29 protein-coding genes are annotated in these 17,513 nt (G+C 45.1%); 26 read left to right on the forward strand and 3 right to left on the reverse strand.

Translation table 11 applies throughout. The features are described 5' to 3' along the window. The 22 genes from BLP55_RS11300 to BLP55_RS11400 form a co-directional block, all read left to right on the forward strand. The coding region (locus BLP55_RS11300) for an IS30 family transposase (protein WP_139149655.1) at positions 1 to 261 on the forward strand (261 nt) is incomplete at its 5' end. A gap of 133 nt (positions 262 to 394) precedes the next feature. After that, the gene (fic, locus tag BLP55_RS11305) at positions 395 to 949 is read left to right on the forward strand and encodes a protein adenylyltransferase Fic (RefSeq protein WP_091143938.1); all 555 of its coding nucleotides are present in this window, start codon (positions 395 to 397) and stop codon (positions 947 to 949) included. 173 nt (positions 950 to 1,122) lie between these two features. Further along, a complete protein-coding gene (locus tag BLP55_RS11310; RefSeq protein ID WP_091143942.1) occupies positions 1,123 to 1,365 on the forward strand; it encodes a type II toxin-antitoxin system ParD family antitoxin in 243 nt (80 codons plus the stop codon). A gap of 1 nt (position 1,366) precedes the next feature. Then, complete coding sequence (locus tag BLP55_RS11315; protein WP_091143946.1) at positions 1,367 to 1,660, forward strand: type II toxin-antitoxin system RelE/ParE family toxin; 294 nt, start codon at positions 1,367 to 1,369, stop codon at positions 1,658 to 1,660. Between the two features lie 156 nt (positions 1,661 to 1,816). After that, positions 1,817 to 2,539 carry a DUF1796 family putative cysteine peptidase gene (locus BLP55_RS11320; protein WP_091143950.1) on the forward strand — a complete coding sequence of 241 codons (723 nt, stop codon included), beginning with the start codon at positions 1,817 to 1,819 and terminating at the stop codon, positions 2,537 to 2,539. A gap of 368 nt (positions 2,540 to 2,907) precedes the next feature. After that, positions 2,908 to 3,117 carry a hypothetical protein gene (locus BLP55_RS16830; RefSeq protein WP_139149656.1) on the forward strand — a complete coding sequence of 70 codons (210 nt, stop codon included), beginning with the start codon at positions 2,908 to 2,910 and terminating at the stop codon, positions 3,115 to 3,117. Positions 3,118 to 3,307: 190 nt separating this feature from the next. Continuing rightward, positions 3,308 to 3,655, forward strand: coding sequence for a hypothetical protein (locus tag BLP55_RS11330; protein WP_139149657.1), 348 nt, complete (start codon positions 3,308 to 3,310; stop codon positions 3,653 to 3,655). Positions 3,656 to 3,824: 169 nt separating this feature from the next. Further along, positions 3,825 to 4,157 (forward strand): hypothetical protein, encoded by a 333-nt coding sequence (locus BLP55_RS11335; protein WP_170826853.1) that lies wholly within the window; start codon positions 3,825 to 3,827, stop codon positions 4,155 to 4,157. A gap of 58 nt (positions 4,158 to 4,215) precedes the next feature. After that, positions 4,216 to 5,004: a haloacid dehalogenase type II gene (locus BLP55_RS11340; protein ID WP_091143963.1), complete on the forward strand. Its 789-nt coding sequence runs from the start codon at positions 4,216 to 4,218 to the stop codon at positions 5,002 to 5,004. A gap of 175 nt (positions 5,005 to 5,179) precedes the next feature. Continuing rightward, the gene (locus tag BLP55_RS11345; RefSeq protein ID WP_091143966.1) at positions 5,180 to 5,530 is read left to right on the forward strand and encodes a bleomycin resistance protein; all 351 of its coding nucleotides are present in this window, start codon (positions 5,180 to 5,182) and stop codon (positions 5,528 to 5,530) included. 55 nt (positions 5,531 to 5,585) lie between these two features. Then, a complete protein-coding gene (locus BLP55_RS11350) occupies positions 5,586 to 6,758 on the forward strand; it encodes an alpha/beta hydrolase-fold protein (protein WP_091144339.1) in 1,173 nt (390 codons plus the stop codon). A gap of 7 nt (positions 6,759 to 6,765) precedes the next feature. After that, positions 6,766 to 7,233, forward strand: a complete 468-nt coding sequence (locus BLP55_RS11355) for a DNA alkylation repair protein (RefSeq protein WP_211516825.1) — start codon at positions 6,766 to 6,768, stop codon at positions 7,231 to 7,233. Between the two features lie 6 nt (positions 7,234 to 7,239). Further along, on the forward strand, positions 7,240 to 7,410 hold the full coding sequence (locus BLP55_RS17170) for a hypothetical protein (protein WP_211516826.1): 171 nt from the start codon (positions 7,240 to 7,242) through the stop codon (positions 7,408 to 7,410). 165 nt (positions 7,411 to 7,575) lie between these two features. Beyond that, positions 7,576 to 7,776 carry a dodecin family protein gene (locus BLP55_RS11360; RefSeq protein ID WP_091143971.1) on the forward strand — a complete coding sequence of 67 codons (201 nt, stop codon included), beginning with the start codon at positions 7,576 to 7,578 and terminating at the stop codon, positions 7,774 to 7,776. A gap of 165 nt (positions 7,777 to 7,941) precedes the next feature. Further along, positions 7,942 to 8,811, forward strand: coding sequence for a pirin family protein (locus BLP55_RS11365; protein ID WP_091143975.1), 870 nt, complete (start codon positions 7,942 to 7,944; stop codon positions 8,809 to 8,811). 5 nt (positions 8,812 to 8,816) lie between these two features. After that, complete coding sequence (locus tag BLP55_RS11370) at positions 8,817 to 9,134, forward strand: GNAT family N-acetyltransferase (protein WP_091143978.1); 318 nt, start codon at positions 8,817 to 8,819, stop codon at positions 9,132 to 9,134. Positions 9,135 to 9,221: 87 nt separating this feature from the next. After that, positions 9,222 to 9,701, forward strand: coding sequence for a DUF1801 domain-containing protein (locus BLP55_RS11375; RefSeq protein ID WP_091143980.1), 480 nt, complete (start codon positions 9,222 to 9,224; stop codon positions 9,699 to 9,701). Between the two features lie 87 nt (positions 9,702 to 9,788). Then, on the forward strand, positions 9,789 to 10,292 hold the full coding sequence (locus BLP55_RS11380) for a YegJ family protein (protein ID WP_091143984.1): 504 nt from the start codon (positions 9,789 to 9,791) through the stop codon (positions 10,290 to 10,292). 44 nt (positions 10,293 to 10,336) lie between these two features. Then, on the forward strand, positions 10,337 to 11,236 hold the full coding sequence (locus tag BLP55_RS11385) for a TolB family protein (RefSeq protein WP_170826854.1): 900 nt from the start codon (positions 10,337 to 10,339) through the stop codon (positions 11,234 to 11,236). 128 nt (positions 11,237 to 11,364) lie between these two features. Next, positions 11,365 to 11,916 carry a DUF2975 domain-containing protein gene (locus BLP55_RS11390; protein ID WP_091143988.1) on the forward strand — a complete coding sequence of 184 codons (552 nt, stop codon included), beginning with the start codon at positions 11,365 to 11,367 and terminating at the stop codon, positions 11,914 to 11,916. A gap of 3 nt (positions 11,917 to 11,919) precedes the next feature. Next, positions 11,920 to 12,132, forward strand: coding sequence for a helix-turn-helix domain-containing protein (locus BLP55_RS11395; RefSeq protein WP_091143992.1), 213 nt, complete (start codon positions 11,920 to 11,922; stop codon positions 12,130 to 12,132). A gap of 48 nt (positions 12,133 to 12,180) precedes the next feature. After that, entirely contained in the window at positions 12,181 to 12,645 is a 465-nt protein-coding gene (locus BLP55_RS11400) for a DUF1572 family protein (RefSeq protein ID WP_091143997.1), read from the forward strand. 1 nt (position 12,646) lies between these two features. Here the strand turns inward: BLP55_RS11400 and BLP55_RS11405 are convergent, their stop codons facing one another. Next, positions 12,647 to 13,327 carry a tetratricopeptide repeat protein gene (locus BLP55_RS11405; RefSeq protein WP_139149658.1) on the reverse strand — a complete coding sequence of 227 codons (681 nt, stop codon included), beginning with the start codon at positions 13,325 to 13,327 and terminating at the stop codon, positions 12,647 to 12,649. A gap of 316 nt (positions 13,328 to 13,643) precedes the next feature. Between BLP55_RS11405 and BLP55_RS11410 the strand changes: the two genes are divergently transcribed. Together BLP55_RS11410 and BLP55_RS11415 are read left to right on the forward strand one after the other, a co-directional pair. Next, positions 13,644 to 14,204: a DUF4256 domain-containing protein gene (locus BLP55_RS11410; RefSeq protein ID WP_091144003.1), complete on the forward strand. Its 561-nt coding sequence runs from the start codon at positions 13,644 to 13,646 to the stop codon at positions 14,202 to 14,204. A 7-nt stretch (positions 14,205 to 14,211) separates the two neighbouring features. Further along, a complete protein-coding gene (locus tag BLP55_RS11415) occupies positions 14,212 to 14,601 on the forward strand; it encodes a ribosomal maturation YjgA family protein (RefSeq protein ID WP_091144007.1) in 390 nt (129 codons plus the stop codon). Here BLP55_RS11415 and BLP55_RS11420 read toward each other — a convergent pair. After that, positions 14,598 to 14,795 (reverse strand): hypothetical protein, encoded by a 198-nt coding sequence (locus tag BLP55_RS11420; RefSeq protein WP_091144010.1) that lies wholly within the window; start codon positions 14,793 to 14,795, stop codon positions 14,598 to 14,600. The genes BLP55_RS11415 and BLP55_RS11420 overlap by 4 nt on opposite strands. Positions 14,796 to 14,828: 33 nt before the next feature. Here BLP55_RS11420 and BLP55_RS11425 point away from each other — a divergent pair, with 33 nt between their 5' ends. Further along, positions 14,829 to 15,689 (forward strand): alpha/beta hydrolase, encoded by an 861-nt coding sequence (locus BLP55_RS11425; RefSeq protein WP_170826855.1) that lies wholly within the window; start codon positions 14,829 to 14,831, stop codon positions 15,687 to 15,689. Next, a complete protein-coding gene (locus BLP55_RS11430) occupies positions 15,686 to 16,315 on the forward strand; it encodes a class I SAM-dependent methyltransferase (protein WP_091144016.1) in 630 nt (209 codons plus the stop codon). Before BLP55_RS11425 ends, BLP55_RS11430 begins: the two co-directional genes overlap by 4 nt. Here BLP55_RS11430 and nhaA read toward each other — a convergent pair. Beyond that, positions 16,312 to 17,451 carry a Na+/H+ antiporter NhaA gene (gene nhaA, locus BLP55_RS11435; protein WP_091144021.1) on the reverse strand — a complete coding sequence of 380 codons (1,140 nt, stop codon included), beginning with the start codon at positions 17,449 to 17,451 and terminating at the stop codon, positions 16,312 to 16,314. The genes BLP55_RS11430 and nhaA overlap by 4 nt on opposite strands. Between the last annotated feature and the right edge of the window lie 62 nt (positions 17,452 to 17,513).

Consider the following 17,513-nt stretch of genomic DNA (forward strand, 5'->3'; position numbering starts at 1 on the left):
GAAAACAACACCGGTATGAACATCTATTTCGCCAATCCATACTCGTCGTGGGAACGCGGGACAAACGAAAACACCAATGGATTAATCAGACGGTTTTTTCCGAAGAAAACAGACTTCTCAAATGTGTCCAAAGAGCAGCTCCTGGAAGCACAAAACAAGCTCAACAACAGGCCCAGAAAAGTACTCGGTTTTCTAACCCCAAACGAGATGATGAAACGCGAAAGAAAAAAGATCGAGAATAAAAAAATTAAACTAATTTAGATTTTTATTAAATGACCTTTGTTGCATTAAGGTCTTGAATCCACGGAATCCTCATACAGAAAGTTCGACTATCCTAATGATATTTCCTCTATTTAAAGTATTTTTGTTCTAGACCTAAAGTTTCAAAATTTAGATGAAGAATATTGACAAAAATAGCCTGGAAAATGCATATCGGTTGTTTGAATCGAATGACATAAGCAAAATTGAAGTTGGCACAACTAAAGGTCTCAGAGAAATTCATCGTTATCTGTTTGATGGTTTATATGACTTTGCGGGAGAAATAAGAAAACTAAATATTTCGAAAGGTGGTTTTAGGTTTGCAAACGCATTATACCTCACTGAAATCTTAGTGAAAATAGAGCAAATGCCCGAAAATAGTTTTGAAGAAATTATAGCTAAATATGTAGAAATGAATATTGCGCATCCTTTTATGGAAGGTAACGGCAGATCAATTCGAATTTGGTTAGATATGATTTTAAAAAATAGAATTAATAGAGTTGTCAATTGGCAGTTCGTAGACAAAACTCTTTATCTGCAATCGATGGAGAGAAGTCCTATAAATGATTTAGAGTTGAGAACTTTATTAAAGGAAAATCTAACTCCAGAAGTTGAAAACAGAGAAATCATTTTTAAAGGAATTGAGCAATCTTATTATTACGAGGGTTACGAGAAGGATAGCGAAGAATAATATTCACGAAAGCGCCAGCTGGTAACATCGTTTATCTTCGGCAGAGAGAACTCGGCCCGCTTCGATCGGCAACGTCGCGAAGCGGCCTAACGTTGTGTGAGATTCCGAAAAACTTTGCGCAGAAATTGCAATAGTTACCATTTTTTGGTAACTTGCTAAAAATTTTAAGAGCAATGGGAAAAAACACATCAATATCTTTAGGAAATCACTTTGAAGATTTTATCGAAAGTAGCATTAATACTGGTAGATTCAATAATGCCAGCGAAGTAGTCCGTGCCGGTTTGCGTCTGCTTGAAGACGAGGAAAATAAAATTGCTGCTTTGCGAAACGCTATTCAAGAAGGAATTGATAGTGGCGTCGTCAAAGATTTTGATCCTAAAAAATTCTTGGAAACGTTGAAAGCTAGAAAAAAGTAAAATGGCAAAATTTCATTTTACAAACAGAGCGTTAAATGATTTAATTGATATTTGGGATTACACCGTTGAAGAATGGTCACAAAACCAAGCAGAGAAATGTTACAATCTGATTATGGCTTCTTGCATGGATTTGGCAAATAATCCGCAACTCGGGAAATCCTATAAAATTACTTCGATAGATGTTCTTGGCTACAAATGCGGGGAACATATTATTTTCTACAGAGAAATTTCAAAAAATGAAATTGAGACTGCTAGAGTTTTGCACGGAATGATGGATTTGAAAAGTAAAATCTAGAAACCTCAAATAACACTGTATTTACGCCATCGCCGGTTCTCGGTAGCCGGAAGTTGTGGTTTCACGAAGAAAGTCCTATCTTGGCAGAGCGAACTGAGTTCGCTCTGACGCTCCTGCGTAACTGCACGAAACTTTGGCAGAAATTATAAAGTGTAAATGATGAGAATACCATTAATCTATATTCCAAAAACAAAATATAAGAAGTTTTTATACATCAGGAAAAAATATTATTCAAAATATCCAATTATTCCAATAGGATGTGATTGTCATCCTGCACATACTTTGAATTCTCTTTTTCTACGAAAAATAAGTCTGCCTTTTGATTGGCTCAATATTGAACCTATTCATTGTTTCAATTACATTAATGACAATATAAACTGTGAATTTTCATTCTTTAAATCTAATGTAATAACTAATGAAAGAGGATATTTTATTGCTAGTAAATATCCTTCTGCAGAATTCATCCATGAAAAAAAATTAGATTCATCTGATAGTCAAGAAAAATTTGATCGGAGAATAGCGAGATTTACAGAATTGCTACCTAAAAGAAATATATTTATCCATAATATTCCAGCAAATTCAATAAAAAACAAAGAAGATATCACAGTTTTCATTGAAAGTATTGTGAAATTTAAGGAAATTATACACAATGGTTCGACAATACATATTTACATACGTTTTGATGAAAATATAACTGAAAATGAAACTTTAGCTAATGAATTATATGTTCGCTTAATAAACAGTAACATTGAAACAATAAAATATGTAAGAAAACTAAATAAGTTTGGAATTTGGGGCGATAAAAAAGAGTATTATCGTTTACTAAAGAATCTTAAAATAAACATTAAACAGACATTCCCTAATATTTCAATAAAGTAACTCCCACCAACCGCCGTTTCAAGCCATTGCCGAAATTCTTGTTACCGGCGATCTTTATCAAAAGGAAAGATTATCTTCGGCGGGGAGAACTCAGTCCGCTTCGATAGGCAACGTCGTGAAGCGGCCTACGTTACCAGCTAGTTTCAGAAAGTGGTATCTTAAAAAAATAAAATGAATATCAAAACTCTCCTATTTTTACTCATTTCAACAATATCGTACAGTCAAACGAAAGAAAAAATTTTGTTGGAATGGAAGATATCCAAAAACGATACTTTGAAATATAAAACTTCCATGAAAGCAACTCGGCAGGAGATCGCAAATACCGATAGAGATTCTTTAGCTAATGCGTTTGAAGAATTCGAAAATCAATGTCAGAGGCTAATTCAAACGCAAAATATCAATCTAATCTGTTTGTCAATAATAGGAATGAAAATCTAATTGACATTGAGATGCTCATGCTAAACGATGAAAAAGATAATGATGGACAAAATTTTGAAGAGCTCATAGCCGAATTCAAATCTAACAGCGATAAAAAATCAAAAAAGAAAAAAAAAAAAGGACAAAAAAGAAGACGCTGAAAACGATAGTTTAGCTGTCAAAAATATTCTTAAAAGCCTTGCATCAATAAATGGAAATGTTGTCCTAAGAGGTCGGATTTCCAAGACTGGCGAAATAATCAGTACTTTTTATAAAAATTCTCAAAAGAATTTAATTTCACTGCTTTTCGAACTGCCCAACAAAAAAATTGAAGTTGGAGAAAAATGGCACTTGACGAATATTAGTCTTATCGAAATGGATCAAAACTTTGTTTGCGATAGCTTAAGCAAAGAAAACTCAGTCTTTATCAAAGAAATTATACAAACCGATAGCGACAAGATCGCTATAATCAAATATAACATCGATGAATATGTTATAGGTGATTTCAACAATTCCATAGGCGGCTTGTTGGGAATGAAAAACGACGAAAACATATCTATGAGAATTTCACATAGCGCGACCGGCCATTTTTCTATCACTAATGGTAAATGGATAAGTTATCACGGAATAATGGAAATCGAAAGCAATGCTTCGATGTTTGGCGGAAAAACAATCACAGAGTTTAAATTAATTGAATAAAACCTGCTGGTAAACTTGTATCAACGCCAAAACTGGTTTTGTTGTGGGTTTGGCGCCCTTCCTTCGCGAAAAAGCGCTATCTTAGCAAGCAGTACTCAATCCGCACTGACGGTCCTGCGTAATTGCGCTAAACGGTACGCAATGTTGAATCAACTTCACTATGAACCAGATGAGCGTAAAACTATTGATCCTTTTATTACCTTTTTCTATATCAATCTACTCCCAAAGTGATTCAGTTAGGGAAGACTTTGTAGGTAATAATGTAAAAGAAATTAAATCGCGATGTAATTATTCTGGAGATATCGTCATTGAAATTACTGAAAGTAACGGTGATGGAAAAGTGATTGCAGCAAAATACATTGAAGGAAATATAAAAGTAGATAAGTGCGCTGTAGAGGAAGCGTTAAATCACGCAAAAAAACTATTGTTCAAACCTAATGTAGGTGCGCCCGAAATTCAGACAACAAGGATTGTCTATAAAATTAGGCCGAATAAAAGTTAAGCGACTCGCACAAGTGTCACTATGAGGGCTTACAAACACCGCAACTAAAAATATTTTCATGAATAATAGAAGAAACTTTTTAAAAAATACATTACCGCTAGGAATACTTCCTTTGATTCCATTAAACTCCTTCTCACAAGAATTGTATAAAAATGGTGGAACACCCAACAAGCTTAGACGACCAAAGGTTATCTTTTTTGATGTCAACGAAACACTTCTTGATTTAGAAACTTTAAAAGAATCTATTGTAAAAACTTTAGGGAACAAAAAAGAACTGGGCACGCTTTGGTTTACCACAATGCTTCAGTATTCACTCGTTGCAACTGCAGCGAATCAATATTTTGATTTTGGAAAGATCGGCAGCGCAGCACTTATCATGGTTGCCAACAATAATGGCATTAATCTAAGCGCCGAATACGCAAAAAATGCGGTAAAACCAATTCTGTCGCTCGACGCTCACAAAGAAGTAAAGGAAGCACTGGAGTTATTGAAAAAGAACAACTATAAGCTGGTTTCCTTTACAAACTCATCCAACTTCGCGGTTGAACAACAGTTAAAACATGCGGGATTAATCGACTATTTCGACGCAAAGATAAGTGTCGAGGATTATGGTAAGTTTAAACCAGATTCTGATGTTTACAATTGGGCGGCGAGAAAAATGCAAATTGACAATAAAGATTGTTTGTTGGTTTCCGCACATGGCTGGGACATTGCCGGCGCAGTATGGGCTGGTTGGCAAGGTGCTTTCATTTCCAGACCCGGACAACAACTTTTTCCGTTGGCGCCGTTGCCAGAAATCAACAAGCCAAATCTACTGGCACTTGCAAAAGAGTTGGTGCTACTTTAAGGATTATGGCACAACGAACCGCCGACGTCCATACGACGCTTATCCGCAAACGTTAAAAACGACAATCATTTCGGCAATAAACACTATCTTAGTTTCAAACGAAACCGGAGCAATCAACGATGGTATTTGATCTTATCCGAATGAAACAATAGAAAATCCCAATCCACATCTGTCTATGTTATTGCATGTAAACCCAAAACTGCCGATGCGAAACAAAACAGCGACCAAAAAATTCTACCTCGACGACTTGAATTTTACCGAGATTGCCGATTATGGCGACTACTTGTTGTTAAGGAAAGACGACATCGAGATTCATTTTTTTGAGTTCAAGGAACTGGATCCCAAAACCAATTACGGGCAGGTATACATCCGAACCAACAACATCGACGAATGGTACCAAACGCTTTTGGAAAAAAAGGTCCTTATACATCCCAACGCTCCCTTGCAGGTCAAACCGTGGGGGCAAAAGGAATTTTCGTTGCTCGACCCAGACCACAACTTGCTTACCTTTGGGCAAAGCCTTTGAGCATAAATTGACGGTTGTATCCGAAAAAGTCTTCCAAAACAAAAATCCGCAATTCATGAAATCAGCATTGATCTACCTCGTTTTATCGGTGATGTTCCTCTGCAATGCCCTGGCCCAGCCCATTGCCCGGGTGAGCTCGGTAAAAATCTTTTCCAAATCGTTGAACCAGGAAAGGGAGTTGCTGATTTATACGCCCGTCGATTACGACAACCGCATCCACGAATTGTTCGAAGTCGTCTATGTTTTTGACAGCCAGAGCCGCGAATTTTTCGACTATACGAGCGCCATCATGTCGTTTGTGGCCGACAGTCCAAAGAGTGTCATCGTGGTAGGTGTGACATCGCCCTACAATGAAAAACTGGACTATTCCCGCAACAACGATTTTCTACCCGTTTTGGAAACAGCCGACGCAAAAAAAAGGTACGGAAAATACCACGGCAACGCCGACCAATTCCTTGATTACGTCGCATCCGAAGTAATCCCGTTCATCGATGCCAACTATCGAACATTGGACAGCAACACGGCAGTCGGCCACTCTTTGGGCGCCTCGTTTATTTTGAACGCGTTGCTCGAAAAACCGGGTTTGTTTCAAAACTGCATCGCCGTATCGCCGAATTTTGCCTACGACCAAAACAAACTGGAAAAGAAAATCGTTCAATTCGATTATTCCAAAATCACCAAACCCACTTTTATTTACCTCAGCCATGCCGATGAAGGTGTGGATTATTGGCCCGAATGGAAACCCGCGCGGGAAAAGGTATACGCTTTTTTTAATGGCCAAAAAAGCCCAAAAAACATCACGGTCAAGACTGGCGAATTTCCCGACAGCAACCATTGGCGCACTTTTCCCCTCGGCCTGAACGACGCCTTGACTCATTATTTCAAAACCATCCAACCAGCGCGCGAAAAGATGCTCGACGCACAAGAGCACGAAGTGACCATCACGGTAAAAGTCCCTAAGAAAGACGATGTGGTTTACATCACGGGCAACCAAACCAGTCTGGCCGATTGGAATCCGGGCAAAATAATGATGGTAAAAACGTCTGATCACGAGCGAAAAATAACCGTCAAACTCAAGGGGCCCGCGCAATTCAAGTTTACGCGTGGGAGTTGGGATACGGCCGCCGAAGTCACCGGAACCCACAACAACTGCATGATCAAACCCGAGTCGGCCAAAACATTCGAATTTGAGATTACGGGCTATGTTGATCGTCAAGACGAAAAATGAAACGCCTATGAAACCATCTTCCCAAGCCGAACAAATCCTCGGTCAAATTGACCACGACAACGTCAAACTCGGCGATTTGCGGACAATCGCGAAAGCAATCAAAAAAGACCACACCTTGGCGCTTGAACTCTGGGCTTCTGGTCAGTTTTTTCCACGGCAACTTTCGATCTTGCTGATGGACCCGAAGCTATTGACACAAGAAGTAATCAACAAACTGATCGATGACATCGAAAAACATCCAGAAGACCAAAAGCTGCAACTGATCGACTGGCTCTTGGCGAACCAATTTTCGAAAGACAAAAAAACCATCGTGCTCATGCAAAACTGGCGCGAAAATAAATCGTCGTTGCTGCGCCGCACCTTTTGGTACCACCAAGGACGGTTGCGCTGGGTGGGCCAAACACCGCCCGGCAACACCGAAGAATTACTTCAAGGCATCGAGCAAGGCATCGAAACAGAAGCGCCCGAGGTGTAATGGGCGATGAACTTCACTGCAGCGCAAATCGGCATTTTCCAACAACAATACCGCAACCGATGTGTCGCGCTGGGTGAACGCGTAGGGCTTTACAAAAACGACGTGGTACCCAGGGGTTGTACGCCCAATTACCTCCCTGAACTCATCGCCATACAAGTCGCCAAGTTGGGCAAGTAGCGTCGACCTCTTTTTGTTGCGTGTTTTGATGATTTGTTATCGTCGATCAAAAGCGATTCATACGACGCGTGAAAAACGCAATTCGATACCGTTCTACTTGGATTTCGTCGCGATTTTTAGTAACTTCATTCGATCAACCTATTTTTTAACCAAAAAATTTTCATTATGCCGATCGTAAAAGTTATCGAAGTAATCGCTTCGTCGAGCAAAGGAATCGACGACGCCATCCAACAAGCCGTGGCCGAGGCCTCAAAATCAGTACGGAACATCGACTCCGTTTATGTCAAAGACATCAAGGCGCATGTAAAAGACGGCAAGATCAGCACCTACGGATGCGTTTGCAAAATCTCGTTCCGCGTAGACTGATCCAAGACAATCCACACATATCGGGTTTAGGTTTTCGCGTAAGCCCGATATGCCGTGGCTTTGCGTTTATCCGACCACCCAAAAATTTTCCGATTCAACTTCTTGTCCTAGATTAATGCCCTTACCTTCGATTGGCGGTAAATTTGTCTAAAAAATAAAACGATTATGGCTACCAAGAAAATTGAACGCATCATCCAACCCGCCGGTACGCACTATGTAGGCGACGGTTTTAGGGTCCACAACATCATCCCCGGAAGTCAGGGCTTGAGCATGCAACGCATGAGTCCATTCATCATGATGGATTACAACGCACCATTCTACTTTGCGCCCAGCGACAGCCCGCGCGGTGTAGGCGTGCATCCGCACCGCGGATTCGAAACCGTGACCATTGCCTACAAAGGCAAGGTCGAGCACCATGACAGCAGTGGCGGCGGCGGGGTCATCAACGAAGGCGACGTGCAATGGATGACCGCCGCATCGGGTGTATTGCACAAGGAATTCCACGAAAAAGAATGGAGCAAGCAAGGCGGCTTGTTCCAAATGGTACAGCTTTGGGTAAACTTGCCTGCCAAGGACAAAATGTCGACACCCAAATACCAGGGCATTTCCAACGATGCGATCGGCAAAGTGAACTTGACAAAGGCTCAAGTCGAAGTCATCGCAGGCGCATACCAGGGAACCGATGGCGCGGCCAGCACCTTTACGCCCATCCATTTGCTCAATGTAAAATTGGAAAAAGACGGACGTGCGCCGTTCAGCTTCCCGGCCCACTACAACACGGCCGCGCTTGTCCTGGAAGGATCGGTGTCGATCGACGGCACAACCGTTCCCCAAAACAACTTTGCGCTGTTCGAGAACACAGGCGAAGATTTCACGATCCAAGCCGAAGCCGACGCCGTGGTTTTGGTCCTGAGCGGCGAACCGATCAACGAACCCATAGCCGCGCACGGCCCGTTCGTGATGAACACTGAAAAGGAACTTTTGGAAGCGTTCCAGGATTACAACCAAGGAAAATTTGGCCATCTAGCAGACTAAATACCATGAAACCGGAATTTGAAAACATCCCATTGCAAAAAAACGAGACTTTCAAACGTTTCGAAATAACAGTCGACGGACATCTTGCTTTTATCAATTATGGCGAGTTCGACCGTCAAATCGCCCTGGTACACACGCAGGCCGCGCCCGAACTCAAAGGTACGGGCGCAGCCACGGCCGTGGTCGAAAAAACGCTGACATTCATCAAAGAAAACGGAAAGCTGCTGCTGCCCTACTGTCCGTACGTTTTTGCCTATATCAAAAAGCATCCGCAGTGGAAGTCCATCGTAGATCCCGCATTTGTGGGCTACGCCAACCTTTGAGCATCGGATAATTTGTACCCAGTAAACAGTGCACCACTTTGTCCGTTGTCCAAAAAGTCATAACTTGGCATCAAATAACTGCATATCATGAAAGCAAATGGTACTACCGTAAAGGAAATCTTGGCCAACGTGCCGCAAGACCGCGTCGAGCCGTTCAACAAACTCCACGAGGTCATTCTAAAGAACCTGCCGAAAGGTTTTGAACCTGCCATCAGCTACGGCGGGCTGGGCTACGTGATCCCGCACACGCTTTATCCCGACGGTTATCATTGTAAACCAAGCGAACCGCTACCATTTGCCGGGATTGCCTCGCAAAAAAATTCGATCAATTTTTACCACATGGGAATCTACTCCGATCCCGAATTGCTCGCCTGGTTTGTCAAGGAATATCCGAAACACAGCGCGCAGAAGCTCGATATGGGCAAGAGCTGTATCCGTTTTAAGAAATTCGACGAAATACCGTTCGACCTCATCGGCGATTTGATGACGCGCATGAGTGCCGAAAAGTGGATCGATACCTACGAATCGGCGTACAAGAAAAAGCCGAAATCAACCTCCGCGAAGTAACATAGAAAGACAGATTGCCGTGTCTTTTAACAACAGGCGCTCTTTCTGATTGTCTTACGATTTTAGAAAAACCAAGGAACGATTCTGATGATCCGTAGCATATTACTTATTTTTATCTTGCTACTCGGTTGCGGCGGCCAAGCGCAAACCAAGACAGAACGCGAAGGCGAACCCGCCATCTATTCCGTCACGGACGAAGACGCCCAGATGAACGCCGCCATGCAAAAAGCAAAAGAAACCCTTCCAAAATTCACGGAAGCACTACTCGACAACCGGCCCGAGACCCGCAATTTCGCTTTGAAAAAGGCCTTTGCAACCATCGATGGCGGCAAGGAACACATTTGGATCAGCAACATCACTTTACAAGGAATGCAATTCGTGGGTATAGTAGGCAATGTGCCGAACAAAATACCATCGTTGGCCCTTGGCGATTCCGTATCGATCGAAAGCGACGAAGTTTCGGATTGGATGTATCTCGAAAATAACGTTTTAGCCGGCGGATACACGATCCGGTTGTTGTACCAGCGCATGTCGCCTGCCGAACAGGAACATTTCAGCAAGGAAACGTCAATCGTCATCGGGCCGGAATAGACCATAGTCGCCGCCCTTGTTTTGTCCACTTAATGCCATTGACCATGAAAGTACAAATTGCAATCGCGGCCGCGCTGTTTTTGGGATCGTGCGCCACCAAAACGGCAAATACAAACGATGCCGACCAAACCCTCCTTTTTACGAGCAAACGCCACGGCAACTTCGAGGTCTATTTGACCGATGCCGAAGGAAAAACGTTCAAGCGGCTCACCGAAAACCCAAAGACAGACTACGCGCTGGGTTGGGCGCCCAACGGCCAACACGTACTGTTGTATTCGGATCGCACCGGTAATGAGGAACTTTGGCAGATCGACGAAAGCGGATCGAACGCCGTAAATCTGACCAATGCGGCTTCCAACGAACGCCAAGCCGCCTATGCACCAAACGGCAAGTCGATTGTATTTGTGTCGGATCGCGACAACACCACCACCGATCTCTATCTGATGGACGCCGACGGTGCCAATGTGCGGCGTTTGACCCAATACAAAAACTATTGCGAGAGCCCTACTTGGACCAAGCATGGAAAGCAGGTGATTTTCACGATGGAAGTAACTGATCCGACGACCAACAAGGCCAACGGCGAATTGTTCCAGATCGACCGGGATGGAAAGAACCTCAAACAACTGACCCATCGCGAGGGTTTCGATTCGGGCGCGTCGGTGTCGCCCGACGGCAAGAAGATCGCGTTCTATGGTAAATCAGACAAAGGATCGATGGATATTTTTGTGATGGATGCCAATGGGCAAAACATCGTCAACCTCACCGACGACGCGGCCGAAGATTATTCGCCTTGTTGGTCGACCGACGGGCGTTGGATTTACATGACATCGGGAGACCATACCAATTACGACATCTGGAAAATAGCGGTCGCTTCGAGACAAAAAATCCGCGTCACCACCCAAGCAGGACGCGACGAAACACCACACTGCCGCCCGCGCCAGTGACAATCCTACGGAATAGAAAAAGTCTTTCAATTGTAGGTGTTCGATAATTTTTATTCGAAAAACAATTTATATTTATTGTTTTTCAATAAATTTTATATATTTGTACCGAACATTTAAATTCATCCATCATGAAAATTACAATTGAATCCAAACACATTCTTTTGGTCCTGCACATCATTTCTTGGATCCTCTTTATCGGATTGTGCATCGAAGCATGCGGGTTCCTGGTTGGTATCGTGCTTACCTTCTACATTCCGTTAGAAGCGACCTACATGCACCACCAGGTTGATCTTTCCGGTTTATACCAGTTCGACCGTGGCTATTTTTACGTACAAACGGGGTTTATCAGCGGGGTGGCCATCATGCGCGCATTGCTGTTCTATTTGATCGTCAGGATTTTGTACGACAGAAAAGTAAACCTGGACCAACCTTTCAGCCCAGACATGGCGCGGTTTATAAGCAAGGTAGGTTATCTGTCATTGTTCATCGCCTTGTTCTCGGGTTGGGGCGCACAATACAGCGCAGGATTTGCGGGTCTTGGGGTACCGATGCCCGACCTGGAACTCCAACGTTTGGGCGGTTCCGATGTGTGGGCGTTCATGGGTGTGACATTGTTGGTAATCGCCCAACTTTTTAAGCGGGGTATCGAGATGCAGGCCGAAAACGAATTGACCATCTGAACCATGCCGATCATCGTAAACCTAGACGTCATGATGGCCAAGCGCAAAATGTCGCTCAACGAGCTGTCTGAAAAAGTAGATTTGACGTTGTCGAATCTATCGATCCTGAAAACCGGCAAAGCCAAAGCGGTTCGCTTTTCTACACTAGAAGCAATCTGCAAGGTGTTGGATTGCCAGCCCGGTGACATACTCGAATACACCGACGGACAGCCCTAGCCGACATTATTCGGGAATTGCTTATCTTCGGTTGACAAATATGTACAGATGAAAAAATCCAAAGCCCTGGCCGATCGCCTGCGCGAAGTCATCCTAAACGGTACCTGGATCGCCAACACCAATTTCAAGCACCAGCTTACGGGTACCGACTGGCAGACCGCGACCCGATCGATCGCCAATTTGAACTCGATGGCTGTATTGGCGCAACACATCGACTATTATATCGCCGGAATCAACAATGTTTTTAAGGGAGGGACGCTGGACATCAGCGACAGATACAGTTTCGATTTTGCGCCGATCACCAGCCAACAGCAATGGGAATCGGTCCTTGAAAAATTCTGGAAAGACGCCGAGGAATTCGCGGCACTGGTCGAAAAAATAGACGACGAACAACTTGAGCAAGCGTTCGTCGATGTGAAATACGGAACTTTTTTGCGAAACATAGACGGGATGATCGAACACGCCTACTACCATTTGGGACAAGTCGTGTTGATCAAAAAAATGCTGGGCTGAATTACTTGCTCCTGGCTTCGTACTGCGCGATCAATTCGTTGCCCTTTTGGGTTTGACCGAGCTCTACCAATGATTTCCCGTATCTAAAATAATACTCCGGAGCCAAATCGGGAACCAACACGAACAGCTCCGCATACCATTTGGCCGACGCTTGGTAGTTTCCGTTGAAATACCTTTCGTCGGCTACTTTTTTGATCAAATCTACCGAGCGGTAACCTTTTTCCAAAACGCGCTCATAAGTACCCACCAAATCGATGTAGATGGTTTTGGGCGCGGCTTTTTTGGTCAGGAAAGCGGGCTTGGCAGGCTCGAATGAAAAAGGTTTGCGATCGACTGGGTTCATGATGGCGACACTGCTGACGGCCACCTTTACTTTGGCTTTTCCATACTTGGGTGTGACCACACGGCTGTTGTTGTCGCCCATTTCCTTGGTGCTGATCAAACTCGCATCGGATACATTGTACGTGGTAATGCTGCCGCCAAAATTCATATTGATTTTTTCGACGACATGGTACGAAACCACTACCAGATCATCATGGATCAGGTTGTTGCTCATGTTATCGGCCATCAACTGTGCGTTGCCGAACTGGTCGTTCACGTTGAAAATATCTGCGGATTGCGCAAAACTTCCCATCGAAACGGCAGTGGCCCATACTGCGAAAAGTAGTTTAAATTGTTTCATGATCTCCGGATTTTTAAGTTGTTTTAATCATCTCAAATCCACTCTGCTAAGGTACGCACACCAAGGCGCTTAGTCATATTTTCCCTACGAAACGACAACAATAGTCGTTAAACTGCAATACTGGCCGAATCGTCGAAATTTGAACCGAAAAAACATGCATTTCGTCGATAGATAAAACGATGCATTTCGTCGATAAAGTGTTTATTGGCAACGGTTAGCGCGTGAAACTTTCGTCGAATCGTCGTCAAAGAATTAAAATCGCGAACAACTTAAAAAATCTGTACCTTAGTGTCTGGAGAAAACCATCTAACAATCCATGGCAAAAAAGACCCTATCAACTGACCAACAGCAATCTCTTTTGGCGGTGTTGCAACAACGTTTCGAAAAAAACCGGGCAAGGCATAAAGGCATCTTATGGGCCGATGTCCTGGCCAAACTCGAAAAACAACCAAACAAACTCTACGCCCTTGACCTGATGGAAGAAACCGAAGGGGAACCCGATGTAGTAGGTACCGATCCGACTACGGGCGAATTTTTATTTGTCGATTGCGCGCCCGAAAGCCCCAAAGGCCGCCGCAGCATTTGCTACGACATGGCCGCGCTCGAATCGCGCAAAGAACACAAACCCAAACACAGCGCAGTGGGCATGGCCGAAGAAATGGGCATTGCGCTCTTAACCGAAGCGCAATACCGCCACCTGCAACAGTTGGGTGCGTTCGACCTCAAGACTTCGAGTTGGATCGATACGCCCGATGCCATCCGAAAATTGGGCGGCGCTTTGTTTTGCGACCGCCGATTCGACCATGTATTTACGTACCACAATGGCGCCGAATCTTACTATGCGGCCCGTGGTTTTCGCGGGTTGGTGAAGGTCTAGGTAAACCATGCTGGTTTTCAACAAAACCTACTTGTTACTGGCTATCCTTGTGTTTGCGATCGAGGTATCTATAGCTGTATTTGTACACGACGGGTTTGTCAGGCCCTACGTGGGCGATGTATTGGTCGTGGTTTTGCTGTACTGTCTGCTCAAATCGTTTGTTTCGATACCGGTGTTTCGGGCTTGTATCATCGTGCTGTTTGTTGCGTTCGCGATTGAAGCGGCGCAGGCTGTCAACCTCGTCCATCGGCTTGGAATCGGGCATCATCCGATCGCACGAACGGTGCTCGGCACCTCTTTTTCATGGGCCGATTTGGTTTGTTATACCATAGGACTCGCGGGGGTTTATGAAGCGGAACTATTCTTAAGACGCGGAAACCTCAAAGACCTTCGCTAACCAACAAATGAAACAGCGCAACGGTAGTAATCCAAGCCAGCTCCGAAGCCGCGGCGCTCAAACTCAAACAGCGCGAACTCTCGCCGCTTTATGTCGAGTACATCAAGGCCGGCAGGTGGAACGGCGAACTGCCGCATACGACGTTGGGGAATGCGACGCCCATGATCAACCTCAAATAGATTTTGGTTCGTCATTATTTTGTAGATTTGGTTTTCTGATCTACAATTATGTCACTTCGTAAATTTATGGTATTGCTGGGGCTGATGTTCCCTGTTTTGGTATTTCCGCAAACCGCCGAAAGCAAGCCGCTGGTGTTTGGTGTCACCCAAAAAATACAATCGGCGCATCTAGGGGAAACGCGTACGATCAACATTTATCTTCCCGAAGACTACAACCCAAAGGACACCCTCACCTATTCGGTGATCTACATTCCCGACGGCGGCGTCGAGGAGGATTTCTTTCATTTGGCCGGTATCGTTCGGTACAATACGCAACCATGGATCGCTCGGTTCCCGAGATCGATTGTCGTGGGAATCGAAAATACCAACCGCAAACGCGACTTTACGCATACCGTGGACAATCTCGACTTTGTAGAAAAAGTGGGGTTCAAGAAGTCACAGTTTCCCGCATACGGCGGATCCGAAAAATACATCGCTTTTCTCGAAAAAGAACTACTGCCCTACATTCGGGCGCAGTACAAAGGAAATGCCCATGCGACGCTGATCGGCGAATCGATGGCGGGACTACTCGCCACCGAAATTCTGTTCAAACACCGCGACTTGTTCGACCAATACATTATCATCGCACCGAGTTTGTGGTGGGGCGATCGTGCCTTGCTGCAACAAGCCCCGCAATGGTTAAAGTCGGGCGATGGCAGGACAAAAGTGTACGTGGCCGCGTGCAACAAAGACGAAGACCAAGGCATGTATGACGTGGCCGTCGCCTTAAAAGAAACGCTGCAAAAAAACGGGACGGGGTTCGGCATCTACTTCGACTATTTGCCCGACGAAATCCATTCTACCGTAATCCATCAGGCGGTATACAACGCCTTCCGTGCGTTCTACCCCAAAACGATTTATCAAAAATGAGTTCCCGCCATACGCCAAACACCGTCGCGATTTTCGACAAGCTGGCCCATCGGTACCAAGAAAAGTATGCCGATGTGCGCCGATACGAACACGGGCTGAACCTATTTTGTGATGGGCTGCCTCCGTCTGCTTCGGTACTCGAACTGGCCTGCGGACCAGGCAACGTGACGCGTTACCTGCTCGACCTACGTCCTGATTTGCGCATCGACGCCACCGATTTGGCGCCCAACATGATCGCCATTGGAAAAACAGTCGCACCCGAAGCACGCTTCGAAATCATCGATTGTAGATTGGCGGTCAAAACCGGTCGGGTGTTCGACGCGGTCGTGGCAGCATTTTGCCTGCCCTATCTCGACCAGACCGAAGTCAAGGCACTCTTTGCCGATGTGGCCAGGACCTTACCCAAGGGCGGTATATTTTATGTCAGCACAATGGAAGACGATTACAGCCAATCGGGTTTTGAAGCGGGAAGTTCAGGCGATTTGGTGTACATGCACTACCACACGGGCATCTTTTTGACCGACGCGCTCGCGGGTTGTGGACTATCGGTCGTTTTCGAGCAGCGATTGCCTTTCGAGACGCCCAAACCGGGAACAGACCTGATCCTAATCGCCAGGAAAAACTAGGCCTTGCGGGCCAAGGTCTTCTTGAGCCACACAAACCCAACCAAACCGGCCACCAGCGACGAAATCAAAATGACCAGTTTGGAATGGCCGATGTGTTCGCTGTCGTCAAAGGCGAGCAAAGTGATGAATATCGACATCGTGAAACCGATGCCGCCCAAAAATCCGACGCCGCATATGGTAGACCAACCGAAGTCTTCGGGCAATCGGGCCCATCCCATGACCACCGAAAGTTTGCTGAACAACCATATTCCGATAGGTTTGCCCAAAATCAAGCCCAGAGCGATGCCCGCCGTATAAGAATGGTCCAATAAACTACCTATACCCGAATCGACGACAATGGCCGTATTGGCCAAGGCAAACAATGGCAGGATGACAAACGAAACCGGAATGTGCAACGCGCTTTGCAACAGGAACGAAGTCGACTTTCGTCCGCCTTTCCCAAACGGGATCGCAAAGGCCAGCAACACGCCCGAAATAGTGGCATGGATGCCCGATTGCAACATAAAATACCAAAGCGCCACACCGCCCACCAGGAACGGGATCAAATTGCGCACGCCCAAGCGTCCGAGGAAATAAAGCGCACCGAAAATACCGAGCGCCAACCCTAAATCGGGTAACGACAGTGAATCGGTATAGAAAATCGCGATGACCAGGATTGCGCCCAAATCGTCGATTACGGCAAGTGCCGTGAGGAAGACCTTGAGCGATGCCGGCACGCGATTGCCGAGCAACGACAGCACCCCTAACGCAAAAGCGATGTCGGTGGCCATCGGAATACCGGCACCCGATTGTGTTGCCGTGCCGAAATTGAGCCCCAGGTATATTCCCGCCGGGACGAGCATGCCGCCCAACGCCGCAAAAATCGGAAGCGCCGCATTCTTGAAGTTCGAGAGTTCGCCAATGTATATCTCACGTTCGAGCTCGAGGCCGATCAACAGGAAAAAAATTGCCATGAGCCCGTCGTTGATCCAAAACTCGATCGGTTTCCCGCCCAAATCGGTATGCCAGAAATGGATGTAACTGTCGGCCCAAGCCGAATTGGCCAGCAACAAAGACACAGCGGTACAGGCAATTAGGATAAGGCCTCCAACCTTTTCGCTCTCAAAAAACTCGTGGAATAACTTGGTTAAACGCATTGACTGAAATTTGCGTAATTTAGCCAATAAATCGCGGTCGGACAAACTATTGGGCGTTTTTT

Source organism: Flavobacterium caeni (assembly GCF_900101895.1).
Lineage (GTDB): Bacteria > Bacteroidota > Bacteroidia > Flavobacteriales > Flavobacteriaceae > Flavobacterium > Flavobacterium caeni.

What these genes read in the sequence shown, in the direction of transcription:
- BLP55_RS16830 (WP_139149656.1), top strand. Translation starts at nt 2,908, where the DNA reads ATGTCAGAGGCTAATTCAAACGCAAAATATCAATCTAATCTGTTTGTC.
- BLP55_RS11415 (WP_091144007.1), top strand. Translation starts at nt 14,212, where the DNA reads ATGCTGGTTTTCAACAAAACCTACTTGTTACTGGCTATCCTTGTGTTT.
- nhaA (WP_091144021.1), bottom strand. Translation starts at nt 17,451, where the DNA reads ATGCGTTTAACCAAGTTATTCCACGAGTTTTTTGAGAGCGAAAAGGTT.
- BLP55_RS11365 (WP_091143975.1), top strand. Translation starts at nt 7,942, where the DNA reads ATGGCTACCAAGAAAATTGAACGCATCATCCAACCCGCCGGTACGCAC.
- BLP55_RS11310 (WP_091143942.1), top strand. Translation starts at nt 1,123, where the DNA reads ATGGGAAAAAACACATCAATATCTTTAGGAAATCACTTTGAAGATTTT.
- BLP55_RS11375 (WP_091143980.1), top strand. Translation starts at nt 9,222, where the DNA reads ATGAAAGCAAATGGTACTACCGTAAAGGAAATCTTGGCCAACGTGCCG.
- BLP55_RS11355 (WP_211516825.1), top strand. Translation starts at nt 6,766, where the DNA reads ATGAAACCATCTTCCCAAGCCGAACAAATCCTCGGTCAAATTGACCAC.
- BLP55_RS11390 (WP_091143988.1), top strand. Translation starts at nt 11,365, where the DNA reads ATGAAAATTACAATTGAATCCAAACACATTCTTTTGGTCCTGCACATC.
- fic (WP_091143938.1), top strand. Translation starts at nt 395, where the DNA reads ATGAAGAATATTGACAAAAATAGCCTGGAAAATGCATATCGGTTGTTT.
- BLP55_RS11405 (WP_139149658.1), bottom strand. Translation starts at nt 13,327, where the DNA reads ATGAAACAATTTAAACTACTTTTCGCAGTATGGGCCACTGCCGTTTCG.
- BLP55_RS11340 (WP_091143963.1), top strand. Translation starts at nt 4,216, where the DNA reads ATGAATAATAGAAGAAACTTTTTAAAAAATACATTACCGCTAGGAATA.
- BLP55_RS11320 (WP_091143950.1), top strand. Translation starts at nt 1,817, where the DNA reads ATGATGAGAATACCATTAATCTATATTCCAAAAACAAAATATAAGAAG.
- BLP55_RS11380 (WP_091143984.1), top strand. Translation starts at nt 9,789, where the DNA reads ATGATCCGTAGCATATTACTTATTTTTATCTTGCTACTCGGTTGCGGC.
- BLP55_RS11315 (WP_091143946.1), top strand. Translation starts at nt 1,367, where the DNA reads ATGGCAAAATTTCATTTTACAAACAGAGCGTTAAATGATTTAATTGAT.
- BLP55_RS11335 (WP_170826853.1), top strand. Translation starts at nt 3,825, where the DNA reads ATGAGCGTAAAACTATTGATCCTTTTATTACCTTTTTCTATATCAATC.
- BLP55_RS11385 (WP_170826854.1), top strand. Translation starts at nt 10,337, where the DNA reads ATGAAAGTACAAATTGCAATCGCGGCCGCGCTGTTTTTGGGATCGTGC.
- BLP55_RS11360 (WP_091143971.1), top strand. Translation starts at nt 7,576, where the DNA reads ATGCCGATCGTAAAAGTTATCGAAGTAATCGCTTCGTCGAGCAAAGGA.
- BLP55_RS11430 (WP_091144016.1), top strand. Translation starts at nt 15,686, where the DNA reads ATGAGTTCCCGCCATACGCCAAACACCGTCGCGATTTTCGACAAGCTG.
- BLP55_RS11350 (WP_091144339.1), top strand. Translation starts at nt 5,586, where the DNA reads ATGAAATCAGCATTGATCTACCTCGTTTTATCGGTGATGTTCCTCTGC.
- BLP55_RS11370 (WP_091143978.1), top strand. Translation starts at nt 8,817, where the DNA reads ATGAAACCGGAATTTGAAAACATCCCATTGCAAAAAAACGAGACTTTC.
- BLP55_RS11400 (WP_091143997.1), top strand. Translation starts at nt 12,181, where the DNA reads ATGAAAAAATCCAAAGCCCTGGCCGATCGCCTGCGCGAAGTCATCCTA.
- BLP55_RS11410 (WP_091144003.1), top strand. Translation starts at nt 13,644, where the DNA reads ATGGCAAAAAAGACCCTATCAACTGACCAACAGCAATCTCTTTTGGCG.
- BLP55_RS11395 (WP_091143992.1), top strand. Translation starts at nt 11,920, where the DNA reads ATGCCGATCATCGTAAACCTAGACGTCATGATGGCCAAGCGCAAAATG.
- BLP55_RS11345 (WP_091143966.1), top strand. Translation starts at nt 5,180, where the DNA reads ATGTTATTGCATGTAAACCCAAAACTGCCGATGCGAAACAAAACAGCG.
- BLP55_RS11420 (WP_091144010.1), bottom strand. Translation starts at nt 14,795, where the DNA reads ATGACGAACCAAAATCTATTTGAGGTTGATCATGGGCGTCGCATTCCC.
- BLP55_RS17170 (WP_211516826.1), top strand. Translation starts at nt 7,240, where the DNA reads ATGAACTTCACTGCAGCGCAAATCGGCATTTTCCAACAACAATACCGC.
- BLP55_RS11425 (WP_170826855.1), top strand. Translation starts at nt 14,829, where the DNA reads ATGTCACTTCGTAAATTTATGGTATTGCTGGGGCTGATGTTCCCTGTT.